The sequence below is a fragment of the Legionella birminghamensis genome, from assembly GCF_900452515.1.
Lineage (GTDB): Bacteria > Pseudomonadota > Gammaproteobacteria > Legionellales > Legionellaceae > Legionella_C > Legionella_C birminghamensis.
In genome coordinates, this window is sequence record NZ_UGNW01000001.1 from 3,139,949 (window position 1) to 3,153,682 (window position 13,734).

Here is a 13,734-nt window from a genome sequence, read left to right on the forward strand (position 1 = left end):
CTGCGGTTTTCTAGCGAATCCTGCGGTTTTCTAGCGAATCCCCGCGGCATCGACCGCGGGGCCCACACGAGGCTTATTTAGAATATTGGTTTTGCTAATTTAGGATTATGTTTGAAAGACTTGTTCCTAACTGCTTGCTATTTACGGCAACATTGAATTCCTCTGAAGAGCATGTTCGTCCACCAGACATGGGCCCCGCGGTCGATGCCGCGGGGATTCGTGAGGTTGCGCAAGCATTCGTAGATTCGCGCAGCGCATGGTAGTTTTGCTCAGTGCATCCGTTAGCTCACGCCAAGGGGCAGGCTTACTTGCCTCTCAAGATTATCTATTCCCAATCCCCAAGCGTCTCGCATTGCCTGAGCATATCTTCTCCAATAAGGCCTCAGGCAAACCGCAGCCGCGAATAAAATCCATACTCTGTTTCAGGTTCTCATAAGGGTAATCTGTTGCCAGCATTAATTTATCCTCCCCCATAACCTTCAGGGTATAGTCCAATAATGGCTTGGAAAAGCGACCGCTAGTGGTCACATAAACGTTATCCATTATCACCTGCGCAGGAGTCCGTTTAATTGCTGGCCTTTTCTTTATAAACCCCTCTAACGTTGAGATACTGGGACTGGCATAGGCCCAATCGATTCGATCAGGAATCAGAAAAGGGAGCATTTCACCCATGTGGCCCAGGATTATTGTCAATTTAGGAAATTGATCAAAAACACCCGCATAAATCATTCTTAACAGACACAAAGCGGCATCTACCTGGAATCCCAGTGGCGGCCCTCCTAAAGAGAAACCATATTTTCCGAATTCTTTTGTCAAGGGGGTCGTTGGATGAAGGTATACAGGAATATTCAGACTTTCCGCTGCTTCCAGCAGCGGCCAGTATTTTCGATCATCCAGATAATTTCCATCGCCAAAATTAGAGTGCGCCAGCCAGCCTGCAAATCCTAGCTGATTAATTGCCCTCTCCAACTCCTTCACTCCCAGTTCAGGCTGATAAGGGGCAATGGTAGCAAAACCCATAAAACGGCTGGGATTTTTCTGGACGGTTTCAAACACAAGATCATTTAACTCAATCGCAAACGAATTTGCCGTCTGATAATCTGGCATCAACTCGTCAATTCCAGGCGTTGAGAAACTCAAAACCTGAATGTCCAGCCCTGCCTCGTCCATTTCCCTGATACGCTTTTCGCCTAAATCGCACAAAACGCTGATGAACTCTTCCGTTTGGTAAAGTGAAATGTCATCGGTAAACTGCAGCGAAAAAGCCCCTGGCTCATTCTCTTTAACAAAGCGGGGGTATTCTTTTCGCCGGGTCAAATAATCAAAAACTGCCCGCGTATAGAAATGCGCTTCCAGGTCAATGCTAGTCATTGCGAATCCTTTTCAGATGATTGGACGCCGCAAACGGCTGGAGTAGTCATGGATTTTAAACCAGTCGCCTGCATCAAAGCCTTTCGCAAAATAGCAGCCGTTTCGGGTGTTGACCCTGACCAGAACCCTGTCGCGCAGGTACTGATATCACAGTCGCCCCCGAAGGTAAAAAAGGCTTGGGTGTTATCGATTTTACACTTGCATAAGGCGCGTTTTTTATTTTGCGGATCCACTGTGCAGGGCATATCAACGCAATTGGTCCAAGGCATTCCCTGGGAACAATTAATAGGTCTTTTTGTACTGAATTGCTCGAACGAAAAGGTGGAAACAATTGAAGCAGCTTTGTATTTATCCTCCCCCGGTTTTCGCTGGTCACAGCTTGTAAAACCGACGCTTTTACCCTTTTCAACAACGCAGTCACAAATTGCATCGTCTGAGCTTCCTGGAAGAGGAATGCAACGGGCAGAAGTACACAGTGCATATTCCTGATCGCAAACCACTGGGATTGCTGAGGGTTCTGAAAAACCATTGGAAATGATGACACAAATCCCTAAAAAGCAAAACAGTTTTTTTATAAAATCCATTTTATATATCCTTATAGTTCCTTGGCAGATTTATGCAGCCGGCGGTGAACAGACTGCAACGATAAATGACTAAAGCTGGCTACTTAAATAAGAGGCCGCTTCGCCATGCCTTTCATCAAGCTGGGTTGCCGCGACAACCAGACTTGAGGCACCCGCCTGTGCAGGCTGAGCATTGGCTGTTTGCGGATTATATTTGGCCGTCAATCGATCCCGATAGGCAATCTGTTCTGAAGAAAGCTGATGTTTGCCTTGGAAAAAAAGATGTCTTGCCTCAGTCGTAAACTGAGGAACTGCTGAAGTCGCCATATCCAGTGTGTAGTACCGCGGATCGTTGTCACTACTGCCAGGAACTCGCGTACACTCATTGATGGGCTCCCCTTTCGCTTGCAGAATGGGGGCAATTTCATCTTTCAGGAGCTTGACGGCAGAATGTGCTGGCGTTTTACCTCTTGAATTAGGGAAATTAACCAGGCTTTTATCCGCTTCCAGACTCGCTTCAGCCATTACTGAATTATTAGTTCTCACCGCAATATGCAAGGGAGTATCCCCTTTTTTAATACAGCGGGTAAGATCTTTACCATCACCCTCATTGATATGGGTTTTACTAATGGAGATTGAGCTGGTTAAACCTGACTCTTTATTTTTTTCAGAAGGGTAAATCGGGGTTTTTGCCGGTGCCCCTAATTTGATTAACTCGGTGACAACTGCAAAATGCCCTTTTAGTGCAGCGTTTTTAATGGCGAGTTGACCAGGCTCCCCTGAGAAATCAGCCCCCGCTTTCTTGAGTGCTCGTAGCATATCGAGATTTTGCTGTTTCGCTGCATACATAAAGGCTGAAAACCCGGCATTATCCTTCAAATCAGGATTTGCCTGATTATCCAGCAATGCCTGTGCTTTGAGTATATCCCCTTTTTCAGCAGCAATGATCAGTGCGGTTTTACCAGTATTATTCTGAGCGTTTATCAGGCCATGATCGATGATTTTGCCTTGTCCCTGTATTTCAGGGTTTATGATAGACAAAATAGTGGTGAATTGCCCGGCACTAATCTGCTGGTTTTTTACAGCAGCATGCAGCACGGACTCTTTTTTCACTGTCAGTTTAGTGACTGCTTTTCTAGCTAATAATGCCTGGAGATCTTCATTGGTCAACAATGCGGCCTGCGCATGGCTGACTGCCAAAAACCCGGCGGTTTCTCCACGCTGATTTTGTTGAGATGGATTGAAATCGTATCGCATCATCTCACGCAAAATCTCCAATTGCGATTCATATAATGCATAATGTACAGGCGTGCTTAATCCAGGCAGCGAAGTGGTCTTTTTAATTGTAAATGCTGGATCTTTCACTGTGGCCTTAGTCAGGCTGCCACTATTAGCTAATAGCATCTTTACATTCTCAAGACTTCCTGCGCGGGTTGCATAATGTAGAGGCGTTTCATGGTACACATTAGGTGCATCAAGTGTTTCTTTCTCAACAAGCAAAAGACTCAAACTATGATCCGCGGTGGTTACAGCGAAATGAATCGGCAGCTCATCCTGCTTATTTTTTATTGTTTTTGAGGCGCCTTTTTCAAGCAAGGCATTTACGGCTTTAAGCTGATGATTACGGGTAGCGATCAGGAGGGCTGTATCGCCAGCATCCGTTTGAGCATTGACTTTTAATTCGGGAGCGCCAAGTAACTCGATCAGCCTGTCGACATTATTGGCTTTTGCTGCCAGATGGACTGCCGTTTCTCCCTTATCATTCCTGAGATTAGCGGCTGATTCAGCGGCAGGCTGGGCCGGAGTGAACTTTTTCAAAAAGTTAAACATATCGCTCCCTGATTAGTTAGTATTGCAGCATTATCTTGTTAAAATCTGCAAATTACAATGCCCTATTCATATGACTGAGGGTGAATCTGAAAATTAACAGGCTGGACTGTTGCCCCAAGCTCCAAAGCCCTTTTTAGATAAAAACATCAGGGCCATAACCGCTCCGAAAAAACCAAAACAGGCTGATAAGGCCCAAAGGTAACTGTAACTGAAATTGTGAATTATCATTCCTGCATAGTAAGTTCCACAGACCTTGGTGAATGAATAGGTCGCTTTATATAAGCCCATTATCTTCCCGCGCTTATTGGGTTGTGCATAAGCAAAAGCAATTGATTGTGCATGAGTCAGCGCCAGAATTTCGCCCACTGTTAAAAGGCTAGTTGAGATTAATACTATAAGCAGAGTCGGCGAATAATTTAAGATAAGAAAAGAAAAGGCAAATAACACAAGACCAATCACAATCGCCATAAATTCATTGCTTGTCGAATAACGGACAATCGTTTTCTGACACATCAGTATAATTAATGGATTTAATGCCATTAAAAATCCGGTATGAATATTACCAAAATTGATATCTAAGAAGATGGGGAAACCGACACGATGCGCTGCAAACATCAATCCAATAATACCAATGACAGCGATACCAAGAAAAGAAAGGTAATTTGTATTACTTGAAGTTGGTAATCCAGTGTTTGAATTTCCTGAGGTTTTAAAGTCTTCTTCCTTTACTGTTTTTAACGTCAGCGCGATCAGCAAGAGAGTTAGTGATACACCGGTAAATATTATCTGATAATACCCTTCCGTACTGTACCCCATCAATATGGCTGCAAAAAACATCCCAATATTAGAGATGATATGCTGATCAGCAATGATATTGGTCCGATTCCTCTGAGCGGTATTAAATTTGGAGTTAAGGATATAATTACTCGATGTAACATATAAATAACTACCCAAGCCCATCATCATCATAATCACTGAAATACAATGATATTCCTGCAGAAAAATAAGTAAAAACAAGCCGCCGCCCTGAATGCCCAGTCCAATCTTCAAATTATAGGAAGCATTCCATTTATCGCAGAGATAACCCCCAAGATAGCCCCCGGCAATATTGCCAATAGAAGCGAATGAAAGAATGACGCCAATCTGAGCGGCGCTTAGATGAGCATGTCCGCTGAGAAAAAGAGCAATGTAGAAAGCAATCCCGCCGCCCAATGACTGGATGGCATAAATGAGAAGGAGTTTTCGGGTAAGTGGACAGTAATGCATGTAAGTCCTTTTTAATTGTCTTTAATGAGCGCTTTCTGTGTCGAGTATTAGTTCATTCAGTAAGCTTTCAGGATCTGCTTCAATGAAGGGGATATTTGCCTGCTCTGATTGTATAAATCCATAATCCCGACAGTTTCCAATAAAATCAAAAAGTTTATCGAAATATCCTTCAATATTAAGAAAGCCAAATGGTTTATCCAATTCTTTTATTTTTATCGCATTCCAAGTCTCAATTGCCTCCTCTAAAGTTCCCAGGCCTCCTGGCATTGCAATAAATACATCCGAGAGCTGCTGCATTATTTTCTTTCGTTCCTGCATTGAGTCAACAACAATCAGTTCATCCAGGGAATCTAATGGCCTTTCCTGCTCGATTAAATGCCTGGTAATAACACCAATGACTCTGCCGCCTGATTCTTTAACCGTTGTGGCTAATAAACCCATCATCCCAAAACTGGAGCCGCCATAGATTAAGGTAAGTTCATGTTTTATGATTTCATGGGCAAGCTTCAAAACAGACTGTTTGAATGCCATCATGCTACCGACATTAGCCCCTAAATAGACACCAATTGTTTCCGGTTTTTTATACAGGCGCAGGCTATTCTGCATGGCAGTGTTCCTCTCAAATAGAAGGCGATTATAAGAAAACAGCGCTACTTTTAGTATCTTTATTTCTACCGATTTATATTTCAGGGTCCTCTGCTGGGCTTGAAACTATCGCATTATAATCATATCGAATAATCAGCATGCTAATTATGCAAACAAAAGACCTTGAGGTTTATTTTTGCTCATTAATGCTATATAATAGACACCTTTTATTAAGATGAATCAATCATGCAGTTAAGTACAAAACTCACACCCCTTCAGATTGAAGCAGCCGCATTTTGGTGGAAGCTGCTTTTATTAGGTGTCATTACTGGAAATGATCCACAATTATCCTTGCGACGTAATGTTTCTGCCCACCAGCGGTTGCAAAAGCAACATATACATAAGGCAAACCAGATCTCTCCAGAATGGCCTAGCCTGTTTGAACAGACATTGAAAGAATTATTACTCAAACAAAATGAAGAAAATGGCAACTTCCCATTTTCTCTGGAGTTAAATAGCGAGGGATTGAAAAGCTCGAGTTTCCTGGCTCAGGTGATTAGAGAACTCAAGAATAAGCACAAAATCGAAGTTAATATTTTTATGTTCCCTATTCGAAATATTCGAATGGATTTTATTGACCAGAATCATATTGTACTCGATAAAAAACTCATCGATCTTTCTTCATTCGTCCGATATTGCATTGGCTCTTTATTAATGCATAATCTTTTAATCTCTGAAACTCCCAGCTTGCCTCAGCTATCTGAGGAATTAAATGAAGGAAAAATCAGTGCTTTTTTTGGTACAGTCGCTTATTTGTTTAGATATCATTCGCAATTAAAAGCCTTCTATGGCAATAATGAAGAAGCCATCAGGTTAGAATTAATGAAGTATCGAGACATTGCTATTGCCTCCTTTGAGTCCACTTCTGTGCATCGAAAGGCAAGGGAAACTGTTGACGATGCTATGATCCAAGCTTATACAAAACCAGCTAAATTCGGCCATAGCCGGGTGACTATACCTTTTTTTAAGCCCGCGATAACTGAAAATACAATCTCGCAAGCCGCTCCCGGGAATACTTTGAAACCTGCAATCTGCGTTTCAGAAAAACCCTATGCCTCAGATGATAATCTTGCCGTTATTTGGAAGCCCCGATAAGGACTATCGGCGCTTTACATCAAGGGTGAATAGGTTTCATTCAGGTGCAATAAGCATTCAAGCCATTGTTCTAATTCTTCAAGGGTGGGTCGTTTACAAGGTTCTTGTTCGCAACAGGCTTCTAGATAAGGAATTAATTCAGGCGAAAGTGGCGACATCATCTTTGTTAGTATTTTCCCCATCGAATAGATATCCATACTCTCAGAGGCAAAAGGTGCAATGCCTATATACCAACATTCGGGAGCAATATAATCGCATGACGCAAGGCGCCTGGTCAATTTTTCCTCTGTCTCACATCTGAAAAATTCCGTGTCGATTATTTCGCCTGGGGCATTGGAAAAACCGCCATCAATTAAGAAACTACGCCCCAAACTGTATTCACTGCAGGGGGCAATATACTTAATGTTATAAGGGTTCAAATCAAGACATACGATGTGTTTGGAATGACAGTCTTTTAAGGCTTTTATTGTCGCCAAAAATAATTTAACTTGTTCATTAGAATCAGTAATTAAGGGCAAATCGCCATAAAGAGAACCTTGAATATTGGGTAAGACTAAGCGGTAGGTGTCTTTGCTTTGGTCCTCCATATAAAAGCTGTTTTCATGCGGATAAAGACTTTTAAAAAAATGATATTTTTTTCTGCTTTCCTTATAATCGCATCGTACGGGATCCAAAACCACTTTAGTTTTTCTGCGCTCTTCTTGCAAGGATGATTTTGCAGAAAATAGTCTTGCCGAAGAATAAGTTCCTGTTGCAAGATAACCTTTCCTTCCATGCTTATTGTTTAAAACAATGTCAATAATCTTCCTTGAGTACCTCACCACTTCTTCGAACCAATTCGGACCGCTTAATGCAGTTAAACCCTTTGTTTCAGAGCAGAGATCTTTAAAAGCAATATACCCCCTTTGAGTGTTATGTTTGCTGCCTAAAAAATAGTTTATTCCCCCAAACACTGGTTCTATTTGAATGCTTCTATGGGATATTTTTTGGGGGGGATTATATTCAACAAGCTTGTATTGGGCTGTAGCTGCAGGAAAGTAAGAGCTGCCATCATCGCTTTCATAGCTGGAATCTTCATCCTCTGTTGCGCAAGAATATTTAGGCATTTATTTTGGACACACTGACTCAGAAGCTTCTAAATTACACTAAAATAAATCAGAATTCAACATGCGAGGACAAGCGGATTTTGGTGTTAAGAGGATGTGTGGAATAATATCAGCCAAACTAGGCTATTATTTTTTAGCTTAAAAGCAACTCTGGAACTGTGAGCAGATTACTGAGGCATTTATGTATAGAAAACACGGTGTATTGATAAAAACTTATTTTCCCCAACCACGTGGAACTGAATATAGCTGGGGATATGATTATGCTGCCGAAGCCGAGGAAAGGCGTAAACAAGAAGAAAGCAGAGCCCAAGAAAATCGAGCCTCTCAAGAAAGACAAAGGCTTCTTGACCAACGCAAACAAGAATATGAAGCAGCAAATTTGCAAGAGAGAACTGACAGCCTTAATAGACAGCGTGAATACGAGAGCAATCAATTTTGGATAAAATTCAATGCAGAACAGGAGAGGCTAAGAAAAACTGAAGAAGCGTTTCACAGCAGATTGGAACGGCAAGCAAAGGTGCGCGAAGAGCAGAGCAGAACGGATAGAGAGTATCATGCATATATTTTTTCTATTATGGATAATGCAGTACAAACCATGAAAGAGCGAATTACTAAATTTATAGACACACTCCCAATCAGCAGGGAAAATAAATTAATGGAAGATAAATTAAAAGCGATAAAGGATAATTTAATATCTCTTGAAGGTTATGGACCAATAAGAGATACCCTGCAATTAAATAAAAAGAAATTAGAAGATATAATATATTACCAAGGGAAAGATCCCGGCTTATTTGACAGTTTTTTTTGTTGCTCCAGTCAACCAAAAACTTATCCCCCACTAGACGATTTATGTAATTCTATAGAGGCTCTCTATTCTAGAACAAGAAAAACCTTATCTGATCTTGAAGATCAACGGTCAAATGCTTATATCTATGCTTAGTGGTAATTGTGCTTAGCCGATAAAAATTTATATGAGCGCTTATCAAATATGAGACTTACCTTTGAACACCTGAAAATGACTGATGAAGTCTATTTGGATAAATTAAAAAAGGTTAACACTTTAGAAGAATTGCTGGAGATTAGGCTGCACAAGGCTTTAGTTATTGGAAATATCCTGCTAAACAGAGGCGATTTTAATTCGATTCTTAATAGTTATTATCAACAATTACAAATTGATATCAAACAAAATGAATTTATTGAATATTGTATCTTTCAAGCATTGGACTGCTTGATAAGCAGTGAATTCTCCCGACAATTATCATTACTTTTCAACGCAGATTTTATCATGAATGGCTTGTTACTTACAATTAGTCTAAGAGATGAGTATAAGCAATCGGATTCCAGCTTGGGAAATCTCAAAAAATTAGTTGATGATTTAAACCAGGCTCTTTCAGATACCAAATGGGATGAAGAAAAGAGTTTTTCCAGGTTAGAAAATACTAATTCAACGACCGTCTATGTTTTTAATTTTCAGAAAATATTTGCTCTCCGGCTGTTTCTTGCCAACCCATTATCAACCGCAGTTTTTTTGATTGATAATGAAGATAAAATAGAAAATAAAAGCTTCATTATCAGCTCATGTGAATTTCTTATTGAAAAAATTAAGCCCTTCAGGGGTCTGGCTGGAGGTCCTGATAATAATACAATTAATGAGATTATTGAGAAATTACTTGTTATGAAGCATCCTGTTCTCACGGGTTTGCAAAATATCAAACCATCCCGAATTTGTATCAAAAAAAGCACTTATGAAACTGATGAACCCAACTTGGATGTAACCGCTGAAAACCCTACTGCTGCTGCTACAACTGGGGGAATAGCAGAAAATGAAAATTCCCCTCCACCTTCAGGTTTTGCATGTTTTCCTTTTAGTTGTTTTTTTAAAAAAAGAACTGTAAATAGGAATAAACAATCAGAAGAATTCACGTTTAATTCAGCAAACAGTAGTGGACTTCAAAATAACTGAACTGAATAAGTGGTATTAAGGGAAATGACACTGGCTCATTAGACATTTTTTTGATGCTCCAGTCCAGCAAAAAAATTATCCCTCACTAGACGAAAGGTCTATAGAACCCCTTTTAGACTATACTAGTCATAAGTATTGAGACGCAATGTATAATCCACTGGTTCACTCGCAAATGGAAGAAAAGAAAGAGACCACGGACAACAAGGTAACACCATTCTGGCTACAATATGGTGACCTATATTTAAATCCTGTTTTTTTTAAGCGAGGACTCCTGGTTGTTTCGCCGAAACCAGAAGCTAAGGACGCATCCCCAGAGACTGAAAGCTTCCTTATTAATAATAGGGAATTTTTTTTTCATACAGGGGAAAAAGGAGATAAACCTTTACCAAGCCCCAATACCCGTGCAGTGAATAAAACCCAGGCCTTACTGAATCGACTCATGAATGGTCGTTCCCAAACACTTATACCCTTACCTGAAAAGCCAACCGTTCTGTTTAACAAACAACGCCGGGATGAAATATTTCTACCGCTTCTTGTTAACAATCCACAAGGCGCATTGGGCACTTATGTTTACCCCTGGCTATCTAAATCCCCCGCTCCTTTTCAGCAATTTAATGGATTTAGTCAATTTGTCACAGCAGGCTGTATGTTTGGAGCGAGTCTCAGGGCTATTCCTGATAAAGGGGAGGAAATCGAGCTTATTAATCATCACATCCGCTTACAGCCTGGCGCCACTATTGTTGCTGTTCTCCATGAGAATTCTGTTACTGGTTATACTGATACCACCAGCAATCCCTTTGAGCAAATGCTTTTCAATGAATTTGAGAAAAACTGTCTATTAGTAAAATCGCTTGCCAAACCTAATGCCGATATTTTAATCCATTATCATTTACCGGTTTACGATTATCTTTTATTCGGCCTCAAGCTCTTTTTTCATCAGCAAATGACCGATACGGCTTTAAACGAATTCATACAACTTATTTGGGAACGAAAAACATATTATGAGAATAATCTTGGCGGAATCGCTTCTAAACAAGGAGTTAAAGTCATTTTTCAATCACCATTTGATAATCTTTTACAAGCACTAAGTCCATCCGATCCTGCCTTATCACTGTTCAACCAATTAAACGTCGATAGTTTTTTGTCTGCCCAAAACCCTTACGAAAGAGAGGCAGCATTCGTTAAGAGCTGCCTAACACGTCTCATTCATAATGAAATCAATCCAGAACAAAAGACCGTTTGGCGGGATGCATTAGATGCCCAGGAGGTATGGCCTGAAAATTTGGAAGAGCTTTTTAAATTAGCGAATGCAGTATTTATCGCGTCATGCTCCCGTGGCCACAGGCCTTATGAAACCTGTTCCCTGCTTCCCTTATCCGAAAAGCAAATTCAATTACATTATGAAACGTTGCATGCGCAATTTACAAAACACTTCAAGACAGATGGACATCCTTATTCTGCTGTCGTGAATTTAACCACAATGGAGCCTGTTATCACTTACTCACCAACGACCAAGGGTTTACTGTTCTACTTCGCCTGTTGCCTACAAACGCTTTCCGGTTTAATAGCGGAGAAAAAGATCATCCAACAAGCCGCACGCAACTTGAGCTTTTTTGCGCAGGAATCATCCACCCGAAAAGAGAAAACAACAGCCGATGTCCCTGGAGCCGTGGATTTACAAACTTTGCTGTCCGAGGCAAAATCAATTGTGAAACACTAAACTAATAAGAGGTTGATAAAAAAGAGCTTCTGATGAAGACATCAAGCACAAAGTCTGTAACACTGTTAGGTGAAATGGAACAACTGCTAAGTATTACCCATCGCCAGAATCATAGCGTTGAGGAAATCCTTGAAAAAGTTATCCACTATTACGAGACCATTATTGGCTGCATGCCAGGAAATGTGTATTGGCTGGATAAAGAAGGGCGCGCTGTCGGCTGTAATAAAAATGTGTTAACCATGTTTGGTTTGGATTCTATCGATGAATTCAAAGGGTTAACCTTTGATGGCATGCAACGGATTGGTCGATGGAGTGATACAGCCGCCCAATCGTTTAAACAGGACACCCTAGAAGTCATCGTCACAGGCCTTCCTAAATTAAATATTGAAGAGCCGCCTATTCCGCACAGCGATGGGCGAATTATCCATTTTCTTACTCACCGTGTTCCCCTTTTTGATGAAAAGAAAGAAGTCATTGGCGTCGTTGGGATTTCTATCGATATCACTGAGCGAAAGCAACTAGAGATCGCACTGAAGGAAGCCAAGGAGCGTGCTGAGTCTGCCAACCAATCGAAGAATGAATTCCTGGAGAACATGCGTCATGATATCCGTACTCCCTTGACCGGTATTGTGGGTTTTGCAGAATTGCTCAAGATGGATCCCGATCCCCGTCATGTTCAGGAATATGCGGATAACTTAGTCGCCTCAAGTCATGCCCTACTGGATTTGCTCGATGAAGTACTTGAAGCAATCCGCGTGAGTTCAGGGGAAATCCCAAAGCTTAAGAAGAAGTTTAATCTAAAGGATGCCCTGGAGAATGTGATCAAACTAAATTGTGCCAAAGCCGCTCAAAAAAATTAGCCCTCTCCTTACACTTCGATTCAGCTATACCAAAATATGTCATTGGCGATAAGGTGCGGATTCATCGGGTCGCTTTAGAACTCCTGGCAAACGCCTTAAATTTTACAGATACCGGTTTTGTTAAGCTGTCTGCTTTACTAGCTAAACGTGACGATCAAAAAATGGTGCTAAAGCTTATCGTTGAGGATTCGGGGATGGGTATCCCCAAAGACAAGCAGCATGAAATTTATGTGCAATTTAAACGGCTTACTCCCTCCTATCAAGGAATTTACAAGGGAGCCGGTTTGGGCTTGGCGGTCGTCAAACAATTTATCGATGAGCTCAATGGGGAAATCTATGTAAAAAGTGAGCTTCAAAAAGGAACATGCTTTACCTGCATCATTCCTCTCCAGGCCCCTCTATTAGACGATGGTTTTGGCGTAGACAGTTCGCTGGATAGAGTGATTGACAGACCTTATGAAACCACCTATGCCCAGCAAATAAAACCTGTCGTTCGCGATGAATCAAGCCATTCACTTCGCGTCCTGGTTGTAGAGGATAATGCGATTGCACAAACCGTTGCCCGCTCGTTCCTGGCAAAATTAGGCTGCGTTGCAGAAATAGCAGAAACAGGTAAAAAAGCGATAACCTTATGGGAAGGCGGACAGTTTGATTTAATCCTCATGGACATTGGTCTACCCGATTTAGACGGTTATGAGGTCACTCATCAAATCCGAATGCAGGAGTTAGCTAGAAAAACCCATGTTCCCATCATTGCCCTCACTGCCCATGCAGGCAATGAGAGTAAGAAACGCTGTATTGAAGCAGGCATGAATGCCGTGTTGACTAAACCGCTCACCCTGCAAAACTGTGAGGATATACTGGCTGCGTTCATTCCTGGTCACAAACTAAAAGAAGGATCGTTGAAAAATAATCCAAATGATTCATCCAAGCCTGCTACTCAAGAGAACCAATGGTTTGAACTCTCAGTATTTCCTCTCCTGGATATTGAAGAAGGATTGAAAACCTTAGGCGATAAAGACAATTTCACAGAGATGCTTCAGTTTATGCTGTCTGAATCCTTGCCAGATGATACCGAAAAATTAAAATCAGCGCATGACGATGGAAACTGGGAAAAAACGCAGCAATTGGTGCACAAAATTAAAGGCGGTGCAGTTTATGTTGGCACCATGCAACTCAAAATGGCCTGCCAATATTTTGATCAATACTGGAAATCCGGGGAAAAGCAATTGCTAGAGCCGCTTTACCAACAAGTAGTGACTGTCATTGAACAGAGTATTAGAGCGATTTCGTTCTGGTTAAGTGAAGAATAAGT

12 protein-coding genes are annotated in these 13,734 nt (G+C 41.3%); 6 read left to right on the forward strand and 6 right to left on the reverse strand.

Features of this window, described 5'->3' with window-relative positions; all coding sequences use genetic code 11:
* Positions 1-321: 321 nt before the first annotated feature.
* From DYH42_RS13360 to DYH42_RS13380, 5 genes are all read right to left on the reverse strand, one after another.
* Positions 322-1,371, reverse strand: coding sequence for an amidohydrolase family protein (locus DYH42_RS13360; protein ID WP_058525048.1), 1,050 nt, complete (start codon positions 1,369-1,371; stop codon positions 322-324).
* On the reverse strand, positions 1,368-1,955 hold the full coding sequence (locus DYH42_RS13365) for a hypothetical protein (protein WP_058525049.1): 588 nt from the start codon (positions 1,953-1,955) through the stop codon (positions 1,368-1,370). Before DYH42_RS13365 ends, DYH42_RS13360 begins: the two co-directional genes overlap by 4 nt.
* A gap of 69 nt (positions 1,956-2,024) precedes the next feature.
* A complete protein-coding gene (locus DYH42_RS13370; protein WP_058525050.1) occupies positions 2,025-3,764 on the reverse strand; it encodes an ankyrin repeat domain-containing protein in 1,740 nt (579 codons plus the stop codon).
* A 93-nt stretch (positions 3,765-3,857) separates the two neighbouring features.
* Complete coding sequence (locus DYH42_RS13375) at positions 3,858-5,030, reverse strand: MFS transporter (protein ID WP_058525051.1); 1,173 nt, start codon at positions 5,028-5,030, stop codon at positions 3,858-3,860.
* Positions 5,031-5,051: 21 nt separating this feature from the next.
* Positions 5,052-5,636 carry an LOG family protein gene (locus DYH42_RS13380; RefSeq protein ID WP_058525052.1) on the reverse strand — a complete coding sequence of 195 codons (585 nt, stop codon included), beginning with the start codon at positions 5,634-5,636 and terminating at the stop codon, positions 5,052-5,054.
* Between the two features lie 225 nt (positions 5,637-5,861).
* Here DYH42_RS13380 and DYH42_RS13385 point away from each other — a divergent pair, with 225 nt between their 5' ends.
* Positions 5,862-6,770: a hypothetical protein gene (locus DYH42_RS13385; RefSeq protein ID WP_058525053.1), complete on the forward strand. Its 909-nt coding sequence runs from the start codon at positions 5,862-5,864 to the stop codon at positions 6,768-6,770.
* Positions 6,771-6,784: 14 nt separating this feature from the next.
* Here DYH42_RS13385 and DYH42_RS13390 read toward each other — a convergent pair whose 3' ends face one another.
* Positions 6,785-7,876 (reverse strand): protein kinase family protein, encoded by a 1,092-nt coding sequence (locus DYH42_RS13390; protein ID WP_058525054.1) that lies wholly within the window; start codon positions 7,874-7,876, stop codon positions 6,785-6,787.
* A 181-nt stretch (positions 7,877-8,057) separates the two neighbouring features.
* Between DYH42_RS13390 and DYH42_RS13395 the strand changes: the two genes are divergently transcribed.
* The 5 genes from DYH42_RS13395 (at position 8,058) to DYH42_RS16810 (ending at position 13,732) form a co-directional block, all read left to right on the forward strand.
* Positions 8,058-8,816 (forward strand): hypothetical protein, encoded by a 759-nt coding sequence (locus tag DYH42_RS13395; protein WP_058525055.1) that lies wholly within the window; start codon positions 8,058-8,060, stop codon positions 8,814-8,816.
* Positions 8,817-8,891: 75 nt separating this feature from the next.
* Entirely contained in the window at positions 8,892-9,839 is a 948-nt protein-coding gene (locus tag DYH42_RS13400; RefSeq protein ID WP_131793032.1) for a hypothetical protein, read from the forward strand.
* Between the two features lie 145 nt (positions 9,840-9,984).
* Positions 9,985-11,559, forward strand: coding sequence for a hypothetical protein (locus DYH42_RS13405; protein ID WP_058525057.1), 1,575 nt, complete (start codon positions 9,985-9,987; stop codon positions 11,557-11,559).
* 32 nt (positions 11,560-11,591) lie between these two features.
* Complete coding sequence (locus DYH42_RS16805) at positions 11,592-12,419, forward strand: histidine kinase dimerization/phospho-acceptor domain-containing protein (protein WP_237759069.1); 828 nt, start codon at positions 11,592-11,594, stop codon at positions 12,417-12,419.
* 53 nt (positions 12,420-12,472) lie between these two features.
* Positions 12,473-13,732 (forward strand): response regulator, encoded by a 1,260-nt coding sequence (locus DYH42_RS16810; RefSeq protein WP_237759070.1) that lies wholly within the window; start codon positions 12,473-12,475, stop codon positions 13,730-13,732.
* Positions 13,733-13,734: the final 2 nt, after the last annotated feature.